This window comes from Sphingobium sp. TomTYG72 (assembly GCF_055394715.1).
Genome location: NZ_AP027336.1, coordinates 1,650,823 through 1,668,014, shown reverse-complemented (window position 1 = coordinate 1,668,014; position 17,192 = coordinate 1,650,823). Strand labels below are relative to the sequence as shown.

Below are 17,192 nucleotides of genomic sequence, written 5' to 3'. Positions count from 1 at the left end.
CTGATAGGTTGGGAGATGGGTCCCCGCCTTCGCGGGGATGACGGGGTTAGTAAGGCGGGTCATGGCTCTGCCGGTCTCCATCAGAAGGGGCTGATCATCGAGAAGAAGCGCTGCAGCCAGCCCTGGCGGCTCGCGCGGGCGATCTCGCCCTTGCCGGTGTAGATGATCTTGGCGTCGGCCACGCGGGTCGAGGCAATGCGGTTGTCCGGGCTGATGTCCGCCTGACGGACGAGACCGCTGATCTGGATATACTCGTCGCCGCGGTTGAGCGTCAGCGCCTTCTCACCCTTCACCAGCATCGTGCCGTTGGGATAGACCGCCGCGATCGTCACGGTGATTTCGCCGTTGAGCGCGTTGGACTGGGTGGCGTTGCCCTTGCCGGTGAAGCCCTGATCGCCGCTCGCCGCGATGTCGCTGGCGGAGAAGAGCTTGGAGAGGGGGCCGGTGCTGGGGGGCGTCAGGCCGATGCTGCCGCTGCGGCTCGTGTCGGCCGAGTTGGTCTTGGTGGCCTGCGTGCGTTCGACCAGCACGATGGTGATGATGTCGCCAACGCTCTGCGCCCGCGCGCCGCTGGTGAGTGGGGTGTAGCCCATCGATGCCTGGAAGATCGAGCCGTTCGCCGGAGGAGCGGCAGGGGCGGCAACGATGGTGGGGGCAAAAAATTGCCGCTCGGCGTCGCGCTTTTTGCCGGCCATTGCCGGGGTGGTGGCTAGGGTGAGTGTGCCTAGAAACAAAACAGCCGTTCGGGCTGAGCTTGTCGAAGCCCATCCCTTTCTTGAAGAAGAAGTAGAGCCCTTCGACAAGCTCAGGGCGAACGGTGTGTGGGGAGAGGTCATGCGTCCGCTCACAGCTGCTGGTTGACGTACTGGAGCATTTCGTCCGTCGCCTTGATCATCTTGCTGTTCACCTCATAGGCGCGCTGCGTTTCGATCATGTCGACCAGTTCCTCGACCACATTGACGTTCGAGGTTTCGAGGTTGCCGGAACGGATGACGCCGCGACCGTCTAGGCCAGCGACGCCGACCTGCGGCGTGCCGCTGGCGGCGCTTTCCGTCAGCAGGTTGCCGCCGATCGGCTGAAGCCCCGCCGGGTTCATGAAGCTTGCCAGTTCGATCTGGCCGAGCTGGGTCGGTTCGGTCTGGCCCTGCAGCGTGGCGGTGACGGTGCCGTCATTGCCGATCGTTATGCCGGTCGCGCCCTGTGGCACGGTGAGCTGCGGCACGACGGGGAGGCCGTCGCTGGTAACGACGACGCCTTCGGCCGTGGTGCTGAAATTGCCCGCGCGGGTATAAGCGGTGGTGCCGTCCGGGCGCTGGACCTGGAAGAAGCCCGATCCTTCGATCGCCATATCGAGCGCATTGCCCGTCTGCTGCAACGTGCCCTGCGTGTTGATCTTGCTGGTGCCCTGCATCGCGACACCCGAGCCGAGGTTAAGGCCGGTCGCGAACTTGTTTTCGCTGTCCGAATTGGCGCCTGCGGCTACCATCTGCTGGTAGGCGAGCGTTTCGAAATCGGCGCGGTCGCGCTTGAAGGCGGTCGTGTTGACGTTCGCCAGGTTGTTGGCGATCACGCGCATCTTCGTGTTTTGCGCGTCGAGGCCGGTGCGGGCGACGTGAAGGGCTGCGTTGGTCATGGTCTAACTCCGTGATGCCGTCAGGCTTGCCCAATGGCTATGCTCAACGAAAAGCAAGGTTCGTGCCAAATTAACCATCTAGCCGCATGAGCGACGCGCCGCCGTCATCCAGCTGCTTGGCGGTGTCGATCAGCTTCACCTGGGTTTCCCAGGCGCGGCTTGCTTCGATCATCTGTACGAGCGCCGAAGTGGCGTTGACGTTGGAGCCTTCGATCGATCCGCCAGTGACGGTCGCGAGTGGGTCTGTCGGCAGCACGCCGCCGTTGGTTTCGCGGAAGAGGCCGTCGGTGCCCTTGGCGATGCTGGAGCCGACTGCGCGGACGAGCTTCAGGCCATCGACGCGCTGCGGGTTTGCCGGGTCGCCGCCCTGGGGAACGCCCCAGATGCTGCCGTCCTGCGAGATGGAGACGCTGTCCATCTGGGGCAGGGTGATGGGGCCGCCTTCGCCCAGGACGGGCAGGCCGTCGCCGGTCGTGAGCAGGCCGCTGTCGGAGACTTTGAGGTCGCCACGGCGCGTATAGGCTTCGCTACCGTCCGCGGCCTGAACGGCGAGCAGTGCATCGCCGTTCATGGCCACGTCCAGCGGATTGCCGGTTTCGATGACCGCGCCTTGCGCCATGTCGGCGGCGATCACCTGTTCGGACGCTTGCGCCCGTGTGTCGAAACCATCGCCCTTGATCCAGCGCGTCTCTGCATTGGCGATCTCCGCCCGGAAGCCAACCGTGTTGACGTTCGCGAGGTTGTTGGAAATCGCCGCCTGCCGCGCCATCGCGCCGCGCATTGCGGTGAGTGCCGTGTTGACGAGCCGGTCCATGGGTTTTTCCTGTTGCTATCGCAGCGGGCTGACCGGGTTTCGTGAAACCCGGTGAAGCCCGCGCGGGGCCTGAGCGTAGCCAAGGCGCGGATGCGTGAGCATCCCTGCGCCTTGCTATTAGGTGCGCATGTTCACGATGGTGGTCGACAGCGTGTTGGCCGCTTCGATCGCTTTCGAATTTGCCTGGAAGTTGCGCTGGGCCGAGATCAGGGCGACCAGTTCTTCTGTGATGTCCACATTGGCGCGTTCGAGCGCGCCCGAGCGTACCGAGCCGTAGAGGCCGCTGTTGCCGGTGCCAAAGCGGGGCGATCCGCTGGCCGAGGTAGACGTCCAGTGCGCGTCGCCCATCTGGCGCAGGCCGTCCTGGCTGTTGAAAGCGGCCATGGCCGTGGTGCCAAGATAGACGGTCGAACCATCGGCATAGACGCCGGTGATCTGACCGTCCTTGCCCACGCCGACGCTGTTCAGCTGGTTGCCGGTGCCGCCTGCGGGCCAGTTGGTGGGGACCTGAAGGTCGGTGAGATCGGCGGAGGTCAGGGTGCCGCCCGCAAGGCCAGCAGCGATCGCCGCGCTGGGCTGCCCGGTTGTGGGATCGACGGGGATCACTTGAACACGCGCGCCGGTCGTATCGACCACGTAGCGGTCCTCGGTCAGCGACAGGGCGCCGTTGCGGGTGAAGCTGACCTGGCTGTCGCCGGTGCGCTTGACGGTGAAGAAGCCTTCGCCGGTGATGGCGAGGTCGAGCGTCTTGTCGGTGCCCTCGATCGTGCCCTGCGTGAACTGCTGGGTGATGCCCTGCACGCGCGCGCCCTGACCGGCGACCTGCGTGGTCGTCTGCATCGGCGCGGCGGCGAAGATGTCGCCGAACACGGCCTTGCTCTTTTTGAAGGCGGTGGAGTTCACGTTGGAGACGTTGTTGGCGATGGTGGCCAGATCGGTCTGTGCGGCCTTCAGGCCGGAAAGCGAGATGTAGAAGGACATGGCGTTGCTCCTTGGGTGAAAAGGATTTGAGTGATGGGTGAGTTAGGCGAGTGAAATGGCGTCCGACGGGCTGTAGGTGCCCAATGCGGTGATGAGTTTGGAGGCGCTGCCGTCTGCGGGTGACTGGACGGCGGCGATGGTCGCCCAGCTGGCGACGCGCATGGGGGAGGCTCCGTTGACGCGGATCTTGAGCGCGTCGGTTGCGACCCGCTCCCCGGCATCATTCTTGCCGTCCCAATAGAAGTTGACGTCGCCCGCAGGCTGATTGCCAAGATCGATGGTCTTGAGCACATTGCCCGAGCCATCGAGCAGATCGACGGTCGCGCCGCTCGTCGCGTCCTTGAAGCTGACCTGGCCGATATATTGGCCGGAAGCGTCGGGCGCGACGATGTTGCTTTGCACCAGCATCGACTTGCCGATCCAGCTTGCCGCGTCGCCCAGGCGCGAACCGGTCAACTGTGAGGCGAGGCCTTTCAGCGTCTGGTTCATTTCCGCGATGCCGCTGGAGTTGGTGATGGTCGCCATCTGCGCGACCATCTGCGCGTTATCCATCGGCGCGAAGGGGTCCTGCGTCTGCATCTGCGCGGTGAGGAGGCGCAGGAAATCGGCCTGGCCCATTTCTGCCTTGCCGGTGCCGACATTCTTGTACGGATTATAAGCGGTAAGGCCCGCGCTGTCGGTGACAGTGGAGGTCGTGCTCATTTGCCGATCCTTATGGTTTCGAGCATGAGGGATTTGGCGGTGTTCAGCACCTGCACATTATTCTGGTACATGCGGGCGGTCTCGATCATGTCGACCAGTTCCGCGCTGCTATCGACCGCCGCTTCCCACACATCGCCGTTCGCGTCGGCGAGGGGGTGGTTGGGGTCGTGGCGCTTGGTCGGCTTGGCGTCGGTCGTCATGACGTTGGCGACCTTCACGGTGGACACGCCAGGCTTGTCGGTGACCGATTCGAAAACCGGCTTGATGGCGCGATAGGCGGACGCCTCGCTGCCGGTAACGTTGCCCGCGTTCGCCATGTTGGAAGCGGTGGCGTTCAAGCGCACCAGCTGCGCGCTCATGGCGCGGCCGGCGATGTCGAAGACGTTCATGGGGCCAGAGCCGCTCATGCTCATTCTCCCTTCAGGGCGCGGTTGATGGTGTTGATGCGGCCCTCAAGGAAGGAGAGGGTCGTGCGGTATTTGACGGCGTTTTCAGCGAACAGCGTCTGTTCGGTGCTGAGTTCGACGGTGTTGCCATCAAGGCTGGGCTGAAGCGGCACGCGATAGCCCATGCTTTCCTCGACCGCCTTGCTGACATCCGCGATTCCGCTGCCCTGCTGGCGCGTCGTCGCTTCTTTGAGCGCGGCGTCGAAGTCGATGTCCCGCGCCTTGTAGCCCGGGGTCGAGGCGTTCGCGATGTTGGACGCGAGCAGGGACAGGCGCTGCGAGCGAAGCGCCAGCGCCTTTCCATGTACTCCGAACAATCCGTCTTCCAGCGACATTTCCGTCTTTCCGTCTTTTTGCCCATGAGGGCCTAAAGTTTGTGGTTCCTCCGCCGTTCTGAGCCCTGATGGCGTGAACCGCGGGTGATCCGAACGGGTATTCGCAAGAGCCGTGCCAATTTGCGTGGGTGACGCATCGGCATGTGCAGAAACGGCGGAAATCCTTGGGTGTGCGGGAAGGCGGCGGCAGGGGCGGCAAAATTTTGCCGCCGCTGGGCAAGGCTTTGCCGCTGGTGATCCGGGTGAGTGGGGGACTGGTTGATGATCGGACTATTGGCGCAGCTTTTTGATCCCCTGACGTTGCTCATCATGATCGGCGGGGTGGGGGCGGTAGCGCTGTTCCAGAATGGCGGACCGGCGATAGGGCGCGGTCTGGCTGCGCTGGCGCCGCTGCTGCGCGCCGATCCGGACAAGGACCAGGCGACGGCGCGCGCGGCCTTGCTGAAGATCGACCAGGTCGCGCAGCTGCGCGGGCTTGCCTGCACCGATCGGGTGAAGACCGCCAATCCTTTCCTGGCTGAAGCGGCGCGGCGGCTCGCCAATAGCGAAAAGACCGAACAGTTCGAGATTTGGGCGGCGCAGGCGCTGGCCGACAGAGCGCGGCGTCATGCGGGCGCGCGCAATATGTGGCTGTCGATTGCCGACGCCGCGCCTGCGCTGGGCATGGCGGGCACGATATTGGGCCTGATCGGCATGTTCGCGGCGATGGATGATCCGGCGGCGTTGGGGCCGTCCATGGCGCTCGCGCTGTTGACGACGCTATACGGTGTGGTGATCGCGAACGTCATCGCCGCGCCTATCGCGAGCCGCCTTGCCGATCTGTCGGAGCGCGAGCTTGCCTGGCAGAAGGAAGCGGCCAGCCGCATGGTCGCCATCGCGCGGCGCGAGAATGTGACGACGCTGCGGGCATCCATCCGCGAGGTAGCGTGATGATCGCTGCTGCGTCGCAAGCCCGGCGCAACCGCTGGGCGGTGAGTTTCGCTGACCTGCTGTTGCTGCTGCTCGGCTTTTTCATCCTGTTGCAAGCGAGCGGGCGGGAGCGCGACGCCATGCTGGCGCAGGTTCGTCAGCAATTTGGCGGCCGCGCGGTCGCCAAGGATATGGAGCTGCGCGCGGCGGAGTTGTTCCTGCCGGACGAAGCCTTGCTATCCGATCAGGGCAGGGCGGCCGTCGCTAAAGTCGCGGCTGGTTTGCGGACCAGCGGAGACCGGATCGACATCAGCAGCCTGGGCACGGACCCGGCGCGGCGGCGGTTTGATCCGTGGGATCTTGCCGCTGCTCGGCTGGGCGCGGTGGCGCGCGAATTAAAGGCGCAGGGGCTTAGCCAGGATCGGCTGCGCATCCGTGGCCTCGACCAGATAGACGGTGGCACGGGCAAGGGCCAGGTGATCCGCATCGGCGAGGCTGCCGGGCAGCATTAACGACTTGTTAGCCATGTCGGATGCTTAATGCGTGGCATGAATCTGCTCGCATCCGGAGACGTCCTGTGAACAAGCTGCCCTTTTTAGCCGCCGTTGCGCTGGCCGCAGCCGCTGGTCAGCCTGCAATGGCACAGCAGAAATTCGAGAATCTCGATCGCCTTGACGGGCTGGTCGCGATGACCGTCGGCGCCAATATCGGCGAGCCGGGCGGCCCAATCGCGCCCGTCGACCGCCGGCTGCGGCTGGCCTCCTGCCCGGCGACGCCTAGCGTAGAAGGCCCGACATTCGGGGCGGCGATAGTGAAATGCGATGCAGTCGGCTGGCGCATACGCGTACCGTTGAGCGGCGGCGGCGTGGCTGCTGCGCCAGTGGCACGCTACGGCGCAGTGGCTCGCCCGGCTCAGCGTGACATGGTGGTGAAGCGCGGCGATCCGGTGCAATTGCTTGCGGGAAACGCCAGTTTCAGCGTGTCGCGCGTCATGATCGCAGATGAAGATGGCGCAGTGGGTGACACCATCCGCGTGCGCGAGGACAAGAAAGCAGCGCCGGTTCTGGCGCAGGTCGTGGAAATGGGCACGGTGCGCATTCCGGGATTTAATGATTTTTGAACCCTGCCGTTATAGATAGTTGGGACGAGTGAAGGATTGTAAGCCATGATCAAATCTGTCGGCCAGAATATGAGTGCCGCCATAGAGGCTTCCCGGTTGCGGGACAGCGGCAAGACGCGCGCCTCTTCTGACAAGGGATCGGTAGGCGTGTCGTCATTTTCGGCGTCGGTCAGCCCTGCTGCCCGCATGGCTGCGGAAGGCGCGCCGGTCGATATGGACCGCGTCGCTGCAATCAAGGCAGCCATCGCGTCGGGCAATTATCCGGTCGATCCGGCCGCGATCGCCGACAAGATGCTTGCGCTCGACCTGCCGATCAACGGTTAAGGCTTACCATGCCGCTCGGCCTTGCAGCGTTGGATGATCTTTTCTCGGCCTTCGAGGAGCTGCGCGCGGCGCTTGACGGCACTGACGCAGTGGCGATCGATGCCGCCGCCAGCCGGGTGAGCCAGAGCGCGGCCGCCGTGCGCGCTATCGGCGCATGGCGCGCCGACGAGGCTATTCGGGAGCGGGTGACGTCCTTGCTTCCCCTGATCGAGGCGGCGCGGGTGCGAATCAATGTGTTGACCGATCATGCCGGGCAGCGGCTGTCGTTGCTTGCGGCGCATGGATCGACGCAGGCTCCGCTGGTTTACGGGCGCTGATTTTCCCAGTGCTCCTGCCTTCGCAGGAGCACGATGAACAAGAAACAAGGGCGCCCCAGAGGCCCCTTTTTTCTTACATGCTGAACGCGCCATCAACATTTATGGAGCGCGCGTTAACCAAATCTTGGCATAACCCTTGCTCTAATGGTCCCCGGTACCAACGGGGATTTTTCATTTGTCGGCTTTTGCAGACATATCAGCGACAGGCGCTTCGACCGGCAATCGCGTGACGAACGCGATCGCCATGGCGAGCCGCAGGACGGGCGTGGACTTCGCCTATCTGCTGGGCCAGGCCAAGATCGAAAGCAGCCTCAATCCCATGGCGCGCGCGAGCACGTCCTCGGCGCGGGGCCTTTACCAGTTTGTCGATCAGAGCTGGCTTGCCGTCATCGACAAGCATGGCAGCGAATATGGGCTTGGCTGGGCCGCCGACATGATCAGCCGGGGCCAGAATGGCCGCTATTATGTCGCCGATCCGGAAATGCGCCAGCAGATATTGGACCTGCGCAACCATCCCGAAACCGCGTCCGTCATGGCCGCGCAGCATGCCGCCGACAACAAGGCCTATCTGGAGCAGCGCCTTGGCCGCGAAGCCGAGCCGGTCGATCTTTACCTCGCGCATTTCCTTGGCGTCGGTGGTGCCAGCAAGTTCCTGTCCGTGCATGATCGCGCACCGGATGCCACCGCCGCGTCGATGTTCCCTGCCGCCGCGCGGGCGAACCGCTCGATCTTCTACGATCGCTCCGGCAATGCCCGCAGCTTTGCGGAAATTCGCGATCGCTTCGCGTCGAAGCTCCAGCGCGGCATCGATTCGCTCGACACCGGACCCATCCAATATGCCGCCAATTCGCTGCCGGAAGGCGCGAAGACGGTGCAGCCCGCCGATTATGTGCGGATCGAAACACAGCGCCTCGCGACCGCCGCCGACGTCAGCGTCCGGCCGGACCCGCAGACCGCGCGCCTCGCCTATCTCATGCTTGCCACCCTCGGAAGGTAACGGCCCGATATGACTCCCGCCCAAGTCAAAGCGAAGATCTGGATGAGCGCCGCCAAGGGGGCCGTGCTGCCCATCGCGACGCTGATGGTCGTGCTGTTCATGATGGTGCCGGTGCCCGCATTCATGCTGGACGTTGGTTTCATCACCAACATCATGATCTCGCTGGCGGTGCTGATGGTGGCGCTGAACGCGGCCAAGCCGCTCGATTTTTCCAGCTTCCCGACGGTGCTGCTGTTCGCGACTTTGCTGCGGCTGGCGCTGAACGTGGCATCGACGCGCGTCGTGCTGGTGCAGGGGCATGAGGGATCGGACGCGGCGGGGCATGTCATCGAAGCGTTCGGCCACTTCCTGATCGGCGGCGATTATGTTGTCGGCATTTTCGTCTTCGCGATCCTGATGATCATCAACCTGGTGGTCATCACCAAGGGCGCGGGCCGCGTGTCGGAAGTCAGCGCGCGCTTCACCCTGGACGCCTTGCCCGGCAAGCAGATGGCGATCGACGCCGACTTGAACGCCGGTCTGCTGACGCCCGAAGAAGCCAAGGTCCGCCGCCGCGAAGTCGCGACCGAAGCGGATTTCTATGGCTCGATGGACGGTGCGTCCAAGTTCGTGAAGGGTGACGCGGTCGCGGGCATCCTTATCCTCGCCATCAACATCGTTGGCGGCATCATCCTGGGCGTGGTCAGCCATGGCCTGTCGATGGGCGAAGCCGCGCAGACCTATATCGTCCTCGCCATCGGCGACGCGCTTGTGGCGCAGGTTCCGGCGCTGCTGCTCTCCATCGCCGCCGCCGCCATCGTCACGCGCGTAGGCAGCGAGCAGGAGCTTTCGGACCAGATCACCGGCCAGTTCGGATCGAGCAAGGCCTGGGCGCCGGTCGCCGCGATCCTGACCTTCCTCGGCATCCTGCCCGGCATGCCGCACATGATCATTCTGCCCGCAGCGGCTATTGCGGGCTACATCGCCTGGACCCTGCGCAAGAGCGCGAAGGCCAAGGCCGCCGAGCCTGCGCCGATGCCGAAACCGGCCAACCCGGCGCTGATCGAATGGAATGACGTTTCGGACGGCGCGATCCTCGGCCTCGAAATCGGCTATGGCCTCATTTCGCTGGTCGATGAGCGCAAGGGCGCGCCGCTGATGGCCCGCATCACGGGCATCCGCCGCCAGCTGTCGAAGGAGCTGGGATTCGTCGTGCCGATGGTCCGCGTGAAGGACAATCTGGCGCTGGAGCCCAATCAGTACCGCATCACCATCGCTGGCGTCGTCGTTGGTGAGGACGAGATTTTCCCCGACGATCTGCTGGCGCTCGACAGTGGAGCGCTGGAAGGCGTGGTGTCCGGGCGTGAGGCCAAGGACCCGACCTTTGGCCTGGACGCGGTGTGGATTTCCCACGCCAAGCGCAGCGAGGCTGTGGTCTCGGGATATACCGTGGTCGATCCGCCGACGGTCGTCGCGACGCATCTCAACCAGCTGATCGCCATGAACGCCAGCGAGATGTTCGGCCTCGACGAAGCGCGCAAGCTGCTCGACAATTTGAAGGACGCCGCGCCGCAGCTGGTTGATGGCCTGACGCCCGGCACGCTCAGCCTGACCCAGATTTCCGCGCTGTGCCGTGCGCTGCTCTCCGAAGGCATCGCGCTCAAGGATTTCCGCCGCATCTGCGAGGCGATGGTCGATGCCGCACGGCCCGACATGAGCCATGAGCAGCTGGTCGAAGCCGTCCGCCAGCGCATTGGCGCGCTGATCATTCAGGGCCTTGTGCCGGTGAAGATGCCGCTGCCCGTGATTACGCTGGATGGCGATCTGGAAGCGCTGCTCGCCCAAGCCATGCGGGTCGCTGGCGATGCCAAGCATCCGATCGAACCGGCGCTCGCCAACCGCATCATCGAAGCGGTGGTGCAGGCTGCGCGGCCGATCATGGGGCAGGCGCGTAATTTCGCCATCGTGACCTCGCCGGTTGCTCGCCGCGCGCTCGCCCGCCTGTTCAAGCCGCATCTGCCGGAAACGCCGGTGCTGTCCTTCCTGGAAATTCCCGATGGCAAGGGCGTGGAGGTCGTCGCCGTCGTCGGCGGTGAACAGCGTCCCGCACCCCGTCACGATCCGCTTCCCACTCGCGAACGCGTCGCCTGAGGATAACTGACCCATGTTCATGAATAAGGTCATCGCCGGTTCCGACGCCAATACTTACGGCCGGTCGAACAACAGCCCCGAACAACTCGCCCGTCGCTATATGCCGCTGGTGCGCAAGATCGCGTGGCATGTGCATGGCCGCGTATCGAGCGCGGTGGAGGTTGAAGACCTGCTGCAGATCGGCATGGTCGCGCTGGTGGAAGCCGCCAACAGTTTTGAAGACCGGGGGTTGGGTTTTGCCTCCTATGCGCAGATGCGTGTGCGCGGGGCGATGATCGATCATCTGCGGCGCGGCGCGACGATCGCCCGGTCGGCGATGGCGAACCGCAAGCAGCTTGCTGCCGTGCGCAATCGGCTCGAACAGCAATTGCGCCGCGCGCCGCTCGAAGCCGAAATGGCGGGCGCCATGGGCATGGAGGCAGCGGCCTATCGCGAACTCGCCGACAGTTGCGAGATGGTCCAGCACACCAGCATGGACGAGGTCTATTCCGACCAGTCCATGTGGTTCGCCGACGTGGAAGACCGCGCCGATGACGTGATGGAGCGGGAATCGCTCAAGGCCGCGCTCGCCAACTGCATCGGGGAACTGCCGCAGCGTGAAGCTATGGTGCTGCAACTCTATTTTGTCGAGGAACTGAACCTGGAGGAAATCGGTCAGGCGCTCGACATTGGCGCGGCCCGCGTGTGCCAGATCAAGAAAGCCGCGCTCGACAAGCTGCGTGAAAAGCTGCGCGAGTGGGACTAGCATAGTTGTCATCCCAGCGAATGCTGGCATGTAGATTCACGTTTGAAGTGCAACATTTGGATTGAAGCGTGAGAATGCCTCTGCGGGAGTAAGGAAGTCGAGGCATTTTCTTGGCGTATGATTGTATCGCTGTATGGCAGCGAGGATGTCATCGGGGGTGATGGCATCGAGGTTGGTTTTGCGCGGCAGGCTGCGACGCAGGCGTCCGATGGCATTTTCGACGCCGCCTTTTTGCCAGGGTGATCGGACATCGCAGAAGAAGGTCTGGATGCCGATCTGGCTTGCGAGCTGGTGATGCCGGGCGAACTCGGGTCCATTGTCAAAGGCGATGGAGCGTCGGAGGGTTTGGGGCAGGTCGGCCAGCATGTCCGCCAGATGGCCTGCGGTTCTGCGGGCCTTTCGATCCTGTGGCCGGTGGATGATCGTGAACCGGGAGGCGCGTTCATGGGCGACGAGGATGGCCTGGCCATAGCGGGCAAAGAGCATGAAATCGGCTTCCCAATGGCCTGGGCTTTGCCGATCATCGGCGTCAGGAGGGCGCTCGCTCAAGGAGCGGCGATGCTTGATGATGTCGAGCATGCTCCCGCCGGTAGGGACAGGGTGACCGCGCCTGTGCCGGGCGCGCGGCAGCAGGCGGTGCCAATAATCCTTCTGTGCCGAACGGTGGTAGATGAAGCGGTAGATTGACTCAGGGCTGATGAGGGTGCGACCGTGCTCGCGCGTCAATCGGCCTGCGATCTGCTCGGGGGACCATCCCATCGCAAGGCCGTCCCTCACAAGGCCGCGCAGGTCCGGTTGGCGTTCCAGCTTGAAGCGGCAATCCCCATCGGCGCCTGCGTTCGGCAAGCTGCTGGGCGCGGACAGGCTCATAGCCACCGGGCCAGACCTTGGTTCGCACGCTGTTGCGCCGCAGTTCGCGGCTGATCGTAGCCGGTGCCCGCCCGAGATGCGCCGCTATGGCTCTTTGCGATTTACCGCCTGCATGCAGGCGGTAAATCTCGATCCGCTCCTCAAGGCTGAGCTGGCCATATCTCTGTCCCATCGCAACAACACCCTAGCAGGTGTTGCACTTGTTCCGTGAACTCAGGGGATCTCAGGAGGCGCAGCGCGATCTCGACCAAGATCCCAGCTTTCGCTGGGATGAAGGTTTTGACTAACGATCGTTCACCGCCGCGTGCTGAAGCGGAGCCGTCCCTCGCACCTGCTCGGGATAATGAGGCGGGCGATAGCTTTTTGCCCGCCACCATGGCTCAGCCACCTGGAATAGTCCGCTCCGTTCTGCCTTGTGTCCCAGATCCTTGCGGGCGGTGAGCGCGGCTAGAAACGGGGCACACACCAAGCCAGCGACTACCGGTATGATCCATCCAACCGATGTTCCGCCCCTGATCGCCAGCACGGTCAGCAGGCCGCCCAGCATGATATGATATTTGAATAGCCAGATGGCGCTGGCGATCGACATGCCGTCGCGGTCGCGGATTTGGCCGCTCCAGCTGCTTTTCCGGCCCATCAATATGCCGAACAGATTGATCGTCTGGGTCAACATGCTGACGGGCGCCATCAGGATCGAAAGCGCGATGTCGGCGATGACTCCCCGGCTCATGCGGGCTGCTCCGCCAAAGCCGATGCGGCGGGCGGGATCGGCCATCGCCCATCCCATCGCCAGCAATTTGGGACCGAACAGCAGCACCGCCGTCAGCGCCAGAAGGCCGCCCGATGGCAGGATCGCGCTCGGCGGCCACACGCCAGCCAGCGCGCCGCCCAGCACCACCAGCATCAGCGCGAGCCAGAGCGGCGACGTGCAATAGGCCGATGCGCCGACCAGCAATTGGAAGCGGCTGACCAGATGCAGCCCCCTGATCCTGGGGATGAGCGGCACATGCTGGATATTGCCCTGGCACCAGCGCCGGTCGCGGGTGGCTAGGTCGGGCAGGGAAGGGGGAAACTCCTCGAAACTGTCGTCCGCCATCACCATGTGAACGTCCCAGCCGCGCCGACGGAGCAGCGCGGCCTCGATCATGTCATGGCTCATGATGTGACCGCCAAATGGCGCGCGGCCGGGCAGTTCGGGCAGGCCGCAGCTTTGTGCAAAAGCCTTGGTGCGCAGGATGGCATTATGGCCCCAGAACATGCCTTCCGACCCTGCCCACCAGATCATGCCCGCCGCGGAAATGGGGCCGAACAGGCGGCTGGCGAACTGTTGCCAGCGTGCAAAGAAGGTGGTCGCGCCGACGAGCGTCGGCACTGTCTGGATCAGGCCAACATGCGGGTGCCGTTCCATGTCGAGCGCGAGCCGGGCCATTGTCTGGCCGCTCATGACGCTGTCCGCGTCCAGCACGATCATATAGTCGTAGCCGCCGCCAAAACGCTGTACCCATTCCGCGATATTGCCCGGTTTGCGACCGATATTGAGCGCGCGGCGGCGGTAATGCACTGGGCGCGAGAAGCCCTTGCGCATTTCCATATAGGCCTGTCGCTCAATCTCGCCATTGGCGGGGTTGGAATCGCTCAGGATGAAGAATTCGAAGCGTTCATTGCCCATCACCTGCGCGAGGGAGCGCTCCATGATCGAAAGGCGGCCCATGACGCCCAGGAAATCTTCATTACAGACGGGTAGAAGCACGGCGGTGCGGCCCCGGATCGGGGTAGCGAACAGTGCGCGATGGGGCTGCGCGCCGGGGCCTTTCCCCATCGTCAGCGTCAGAAAGCCGATCAAGCTGGTCGCGAAGCCAAAGGCGATCCAGGCGAAAAGTGGAATGAAGAGGGCGAGATAGACGCCCTCCCACAGGGAAATGCCGTCCAGACCGATGGACCGGCGCATATCATGAGCCGCCATGGACGCCGGAAGCAAAGCCAGCAGCACGACCAGCATACGCCGCGCCCATTGGTCGATATTCAGCGGTCGATGAGGGAAGTCACGCGGATGCTCCCGGAAATCCTGTTCCGGCATGGTAAGCGGCATTTCGGCGGGCACATGCTCGAACCCGCGCGTGGCGGCCTGTGCCGCTTCGCCGCTGTTCTGCCCGCTACTGATTGCCATTTTGTGTTTCCGTTCTGTAGTCGTAACGAGCGCAACAACGCGCCCGGTCCCCGCCGGTTTCGTCAAGCGCCGAGCGGATAATGCACATATTCACTGAGCGCGGCATTGCCTGAGCGAAGCTGGACACGGATATCGGCCGCTTTGCCGCCATCCCGCCGTAGATCGAGCGCGACCCGGAAAAGGCCGGGCTGATGAAGGACGGGATAGCCGCCTTTCCTGACCAATGCAGCGCCCGCCGTATCGACCCAGATGTCCGGCCGGGCATCCTGCGCAACGCCGGAAAAGTCGAGGATAAGGCGGTCCACGCCCGCTTCACTCGCCTGACCCGTCCAGACATTGCTGAGCATCGCCGTCCCTTTTGCCGGTCCTCCGGCAGAAAACCAGTCCAGCCGATAGCTCGCGGTGATCCTGCCGCCCGCGCGCACTGCGGTCGCTGGGGTCCAATAGGCGCAGACATTATCGACATATTCGCTGGTCGTGGGAAATTCGTAGAGCCGCACCTGGCCCGCGCCGAATGGCTTGCGCGGAGAGGCCCAGAGCGAAGGCCGACGTTCGTAAAATACACCGTCATCCTGATAATGGTCGAAATTCCGGTCCCGCTGCATCAGGCCAAAGCCACCGGGATTGCGTTCGGCAAAGACATCGACGCGCGGGGTGGACGGATTGATGAGTGGACGCGCATGAATTGTGCCATCGGCGCTGCTGATCGCGAGCAGGTCGGAATCATGGATTTCTGGCCGCCAGTCGGTGCGCGACGCGCGGCTTGCCTGATCATACCAGAACATGCTGGTCATCGGCATCAGCCCAAGTTCGGCAATTGCGCGGCGGGGGAACAGGGCGGTGTCCACATTCTGCCGCACGCCCTGTGGGGTCAGCTCGCTTACGAAGCGATAGGCTCCCGTGATGGAGGCGCCGTCGAGCAGGGCATAGATTGTGATGCTGCTGCGGCCGGTGCGCTCGAGCCAGAAATGGGTGAAGCGGGGGAACTCCTCCTTGCCCTGTATGCTGGTGTTGATGGCGATCGCGCGCGCGGAAAGCCCGAACTGTTTCGTAGCGCCGGGGGAGCGGAAATAGCTGGCCCCGAGGAAGGACAGCCAGTCGCCGTTGCGCGCCGCATTCATGACGCGGAACCCGGCATAGCCTGCGTCGGGGCCAAGCTGGCGTACGGCGTTGTCGGCAGGCGCATCGAAGATGTTGGGGTCGTAGCGAAGCGGAGTGGCGCGGCCGTTTTCGATCAGCTCGATTTCGACCGGCTGTTCGGCCGAGGCGCTGAGCGGGAAGAGTTGCACCCCGGTGTCGCCCGGCAAATTGCCCCAGATCGTCCGGTCTTCCCGGAAGCGCGCCTTGTAAAGGGCGTCATAATCGACCCTGCGAGCGCCGGGATGATGCGGCGTTTCCCGATAGGGCTGCCGCGCGAGCCTTTGGGCGCGGGCGATCACAATTTCCCATGAAAAGCGCTCGCGACCCTGCTGGGCCAGGGCCGATCCGGGCAGGAGAAGGGTGGCGCCTGAGGCGGCGATCATTGCGCGCCGGTCAATCTTCATCATGGCCGTAATGATGGGCGCATGATCGCACATTGCAAGCCTAAGCGGACCAAAATGCGGTGAAGCCTCCGCCCGGGGGGACGGAGGCTTCGATATGCTGGCCGTTCGATCGAAGGTTGGTTGCCCGGCGTGGTGGGGACGTTGGTGTGCCGGGTTCCCGTGACTGACTGTAAGGTGACCAATACCCCAGCCGGTCAATTTGAGGTGCTGAACCGGATTACTGGATCAGCTTCAGGACGTTCTGCTGGCTCTGGTTCGCCTGGGCGAGCATCGCCGTCGAAGCCTGGTTCAGGATCTGCGACTTGGCGAGGGCAGTCGTTTCGGCCGAGAAGTCGGCGTCTTCGATGCGGCTGCGGGCGTCGCTGAGGTTCGTGATGTTGTTGGTCAGGCTGTTGACCGTCGATTCCAGCTGGTTCTGCGCTGCACCAAGCGAAGCGCGGGTCGTTGCTACTGCCTTCAGCGCGGTGTCCGCAGCGGTCAGCGTCGCGGCGGCCAGCGCCGAGGTCGTGACATCGGAGGTGGTCAGGTCAGCCAGGGCACCAAATGCAATGTTCACGACGTCACCGGCGTTCGCGCCAGCCTGGATGTCGATGTCGCCGGCCTGGGCGGTGTAGGTGGTCGCCGGAGCTGCGTCGCTGTTGAAGATGCGGACACCGTTGAATTCCGTGGTGGCGAGGACGCTCGTGATCTGCGTCTTCAGCGCGGTTGCTTCAGCGTTCAGGTTGGTGCGGTCTGTGGCCGAGTAGGTTTCCGACTTCGACTGGACGGCCAGTTCGCGGATACGCTGCAGCATGTTGGTGACTTCGCCCAGCGCGCCTTCAGCGGTCTGCGCAAGGCTGATGCCGTCGTTGGCGTTGCGGATGCCCTGGGTCATGCCCTTGATCTGCGAGGTCATCTGCGAGCTGATCGCCAGGCCCGCTGCGTCGTCCTTGGCGCTGTTGATGCGCTTGCCGCTCGACAGGCGCTCCATGGCGGTGCTCAGCGACTTGCCTGCGAGAGCCGAAGCGTTGGCGGCGCGCATTGCAGAAGAGTTGGTTCCGATAACAGTCATGATATTCCCTTTCTTTGTTCCTATCAGGTCGCTGCCATCAGGATGCTTGCGGCCTCGAAAGGGGATAACGGCGGCGCGAAAAAAGCTTTTAGGGCTGAGCGTGATTT

The 17,192-nt window shown here is 63.7% G+C and carries 18 protein-coding genes and 1 pseudogene; 8 read left to right on the top strand and 11 right to left on the bottom strand.

Translation table 11 applies throughout. The annotated features are described in order from the left end of the window. Positions 1 to 80: 80 nt before the first annotated feature. The 7 genes from ACZ5U1_RS08395 to flgB form a co-directional block, all read right to left on the bottom strand. Positions 81 to 695 (bottom strand): flagellar basal body L-ring protein FlgH, encoded by a 615-nt coding sequence (locus tag ACZ5U1_RS08395; RefSeq protein WP_464778015.1) that lies wholly within the window; start codon positions 693 to 695, stop codon positions 81 to 83. Positions 696 to 844: 149 nt separating this feature from the next. Further along, positions 845 to 1,633, bottom strand: coding sequence for a flagellar basal-body rod protein FlgG (gene flgG, locus ACZ5U1_RS08390; protein ID WP_464778014.1), 789 nt, complete (start codon positions 1,631 to 1,633; stop codon positions 845 to 847). A gap of 70 nt (positions 1,634 to 1,703) precedes the next feature. After that, a complete protein-coding gene (locus tag ACZ5U1_RS08385; protein WP_464778013.1) occupies positions 1,704 to 2,447 on the bottom strand; it encodes a flagellar basal body rod protein FlgF in 744 nt (247 codons plus the stop codon). Between the two features lie 117 nt (positions 2,448 to 2,564). Further along, positions 2,565 to 3,428, bottom strand: coding sequence for a flagellar hook-basal body complex protein (locus tag ACZ5U1_RS08380; protein WP_464778012.1), 864 nt, complete (start codon positions 3,426 to 3,428; stop codon positions 2,565 to 2,567). A 42-nt stretch (positions 3,429 to 3,470) separates the two neighbouring features. Then, positions 3,471 to 4,130: a flagellar hook assembly protein FlgD gene (locus tag ACZ5U1_RS08375; RefSeq protein ID WP_464778011.1), complete on the bottom strand. Its 660-nt coding sequence runs from the start codon at positions 4,128 to 4,130 to the stop codon at positions 3,471 to 3,473. After that, positions 4,127 to 4,537 carry a flagellar basal body rod protein FlgC gene (gene flgC / locus ACZ5U1_RS08370; protein ID WP_464778010.1) on the bottom strand — a complete coding sequence of 137 codons (411 nt, stop codon included), beginning with the start codon at positions 4,535 to 4,537 and terminating at the stop codon, positions 4,127 to 4,129. The genes ACZ5U1_RS08375 and flgC overlap by 4 nt, the downstream gene beginning before the upstream one ends. A 2-nt stretch (positions 4,538 to 4,539) precedes the next feature. Next, entirely contained in the window at positions 4,540 to 4,911 is a 372-nt protein-coding gene (gene flgB / locus ACZ5U1_RS08365) for a flagellar basal body rod protein FlgB (protein ID WP_464778009.1), read from the bottom strand. A 261-nt stretch (positions 4,912 to 5,172) separates the two neighbouring features. Here flgB and ACZ5U1_RS08360 point away from each other — a divergent pair, with 261 nt between their 5' ends. The 8 genes from ACZ5U1_RS08360 to ACZ5U1_RS08325 all read left to right on the top strand — a co-directional run bounded on the left by ACZ5U1_RS08360 (position 5,173) and on the right by ACZ5U1_RS08325 (position 11,453). Then, complete coding sequence (locus tag ACZ5U1_RS08360) at positions 5,173 to 5,841, top strand: MotA/TolQ/ExbB proton channel family protein (protein WP_464778008.1); 669 nt, start codon at positions 5,173 to 5,175, stop codon at positions 5,839 to 5,841. Beyond that, positions 5,841 to 6,332, top strand: coding sequence for a flagellar motor protein MotB (locus ACZ5U1_RS08355; protein WP_464779999.1), 492 nt, complete (start codon positions 5,841 to 5,843; stop codon positions 6,330 to 6,332). The genes ACZ5U1_RS08360 and ACZ5U1_RS08355 overlap by 1 nt, the downstream gene beginning before the upstream one ends. A gap of 125 nt (positions 6,333 to 6,457) precedes the next feature. Next, positions 6,458 to 6,940: a flagella basal body P-ring formation protein FlgA gene (locus ACZ5U1_RS08350; protein ID WP_464779998.1), complete on the top strand. Its 483-nt coding sequence runs from the start codon at positions 6,458 to 6,460 to the stop codon at positions 6,938 to 6,940. A 45-nt stretch (positions 6,941 to 6,985) separates the two neighbouring features. After that, positions 6,986 to 7,264 carry a flagellar biosynthesis anti-sigma factor FlgM gene (flgM, locus tag ACZ5U1_RS08345; RefSeq protein ID WP_464778007.1) on the top strand — a complete coding sequence of 93 codons (279 nt, stop codon included), beginning with the start codon at positions 6,986 to 6,988 and terminating at the stop codon, positions 7,262 to 7,264. Between the two features lie 8 nt (positions 7,265 to 7,272). Next, positions 7,273 to 7,581: a hypothetical protein gene (locus tag ACZ5U1_RS08340; RefSeq protein ID WP_464778006.1), complete on the top strand. Its 309-nt coding sequence runs from the start codon at positions 7,273 to 7,275 to the stop codon at positions 7,579 to 7,581. Positions 7,582 to 7,756: 175 nt separating this feature from the next. Continuing rightward, positions 7,757 to 8,578 (top strand): lytic transglycosylase domain-containing protein, encoded by an 822-nt coding sequence (locus ACZ5U1_RS08335; RefSeq protein ID WP_464778005.1) that lies wholly within the window; start codon positions 7,757 to 7,759, stop codon positions 8,576 to 8,578. Between the two features lie 9 nt (positions 8,579 to 8,587). After that, positions 8,588 to 10,708 (top strand): flagellar biosynthesis protein FlhA, encoded by a 2,121-nt coding sequence (flhA, locus tag ACZ5U1_RS08330; protein ID WP_464778004.1) that lies wholly within the window; start codon positions 8,588 to 8,590, stop codon positions 10,706 to 10,708. 13 nt (positions 10,709 to 10,721) lie between these two features. Next, on the top strand, positions 10,722 to 11,453 hold the full coding sequence (locus ACZ5U1_RS08325) for a sigma-70 family RNA polymerase sigma factor (protein WP_464778003.1): 732 nt from the start codon (positions 10,722 to 10,724) through the stop codon (positions 11,451 to 11,453). A gap of 36 nt (positions 11,454 to 11,489) precedes the next feature. On the opposite strand, the pseudogene ACZ5U1_RS08320 reads toward ACZ5U1_RS08325, so the two are convergent. The 4 genes and pseudogenes from ACZ5U1_RS08320 to ACZ5U1_RS08305 form a co-directional block, all read right to left on the bottom strand. After that, a pseudogene (locus tag ACZ5U1_RS08320) lies at positions 11,490 to 12,495 on the bottom strand (IS30 family transposase). A gap of 111 nt (positions 12,496 to 12,606) precedes the next feature. Continuing rightward, on the bottom strand, positions 12,607 to 14,490 hold the full coding sequence (mdoH, locus tag ACZ5U1_RS08315) for a glucans biosynthesis glucosyltransferase MdoH (protein ID WP_464778002.1): 1,884 nt from the start codon (positions 14,488 to 14,490) through the stop codon (positions 12,607 to 12,609). Between the two features lie 62 nt (positions 14,491 to 14,552). Beyond that, the gene (locus tag ACZ5U1_RS08310) at positions 14,553 to 16,037 is read right to left on the bottom strand and encodes an OpgD/OpgG family glucan biosynthesis protein (protein ID WP_464778001.1); all 1,485 of its coding nucleotides are present in this window, start codon (positions 16,035 to 16,037) and stop codon (positions 14,553 to 14,555) included. A gap of 214 nt (positions 16,038 to 16,251) precedes the next feature. Continuing rightward, positions 16,252 to 17,085: a flagellin N-terminal helical domain-containing protein gene (locus tag ACZ5U1_RS08305; RefSeq protein ID WP_464779997.1), complete on the bottom strand. Its 834-nt coding sequence runs from the start codon at positions 17,083 to 17,085 to the stop codon at positions 16,252 to 16,254. Between the last annotated feature and the right edge of the window lie 107 nt (positions 17,086 to 17,192).

Excerpts from the sequence above, each read along its gene's own strand:
- ACZ5U1_RS08395 (WP_464778015.1), bottom strand. The coding sequence starts at position 695 with ATGGCCGGCAAAAAGCGCGACGCCGAGCGGCAATTTTTTGCCCCCACC.
- flgG (WP_464778014.1), bottom strand. The coding sequence starts at position 1,633 with ATGACCAACGCAGCCCTTCACGTCGCCCGCACCGGCCTCGACGCGCAA.
- ACZ5U1_RS08385 (WP_464778013.1), bottom strand. The coding sequence starts at position 2,447 with ATGGACCGGCTCGTCAACACGGCACTCACCGCAATGCGCGGCGCGATG.
- ACZ5U1_RS08380 (WP_464778012.1), bottom strand. The coding sequence starts at position 3,428 with ATGTCCTTCTACATCTCGCTTTCCGGCCTGAAGGCCGCACAGACCGAT.
- ACZ5U1_RS08375 (WP_464778011.1), bottom strand. The coding sequence starts at position 4,130 with ATGAGCACGACCTCCACTGTCACCGACAGCGCGGGCCTTACCGCTTAT.
- flgC (WP_464778010.1), bottom strand. The coding sequence starts at position 4,537 with ATGAGCGGCTCTGGCCCCATGAACGTCTTCGACATCGCCGGCCGCGCC.
- flgB (WP_464778009.1), bottom strand. The coding sequence starts at position 4,911 with ATGTCGCTGGAAGACGGATTGTTCGGAGTACATGGAAAGGCGCTGGCG.
- ACZ5U1_RS08360 (WP_464778008.1), top strand. The coding sequence starts at position 5,173 with ATGATCGGACTATTGGCGCAGCTTTTTGATCCCCTGACGTTGCTCATC.
- ACZ5U1_RS08355 (WP_464779999.1), top strand. The coding sequence starts at position 5,841 with ATGATCGCTGCTGCGTCGCAAGCCCGGCGCAACCGCTGGGCGGTGAGT.
- ACZ5U1_RS08350 (WP_464779998.1), top strand. The coding sequence starts at position 6,458 with ATGGCACAGCAGAAATTCGAGAATCTCGATCGCCTTGACGGGCTGGTC.
- flgM (WP_464778007.1), top strand. The coding sequence starts at position 6,986 with ATGATCAAATCTGTCGGCCAGAATATGAGTGCCGCCATAGAGGCTTCC.
- ACZ5U1_RS08340 (WP_464778006.1), top strand. The coding sequence starts at position 7,273 with ATGCCGCTCGGCCTTGCAGCGTTGGATGATCTTTTCTCGGCCTTCGAG.
- flhA (WP_464778004.1), top strand. The coding sequence starts at position 8,588 with ATGACTCCCGCCCAAGTCAAAGCGAAGATCTGGATGAGCGCCGCCAAG.
- ACZ5U1_RS08325 (WP_464778003.1), top strand. The coding sequence starts at position 10,722 with ATGTTCATGAATAAGGTCATCGCCGGTTCCGACGCCAATACTTACGGC.
- mdoH (WP_464778002.1), bottom strand. The coding sequence starts at position 14,490 with ATGGCAATCAGTAGCGGGCAGAACAGCGGCGAAGCGGCACAGGCCGCC.
- ACZ5U1_RS08310 (WP_464778001.1), bottom strand. The coding sequence starts at position 16,037 with ATGATGAAGATTGACCGGCGCGCAATGATCGCCGCCTCAGGCGCCACC.
- ACZ5U1_RS08305 (WP_464779997.1), bottom strand. The coding sequence starts at position 17,085 with ATGACTGTTATCGGAACCAACTCTTCTGCAATGCGCGCCGCCAACGCT.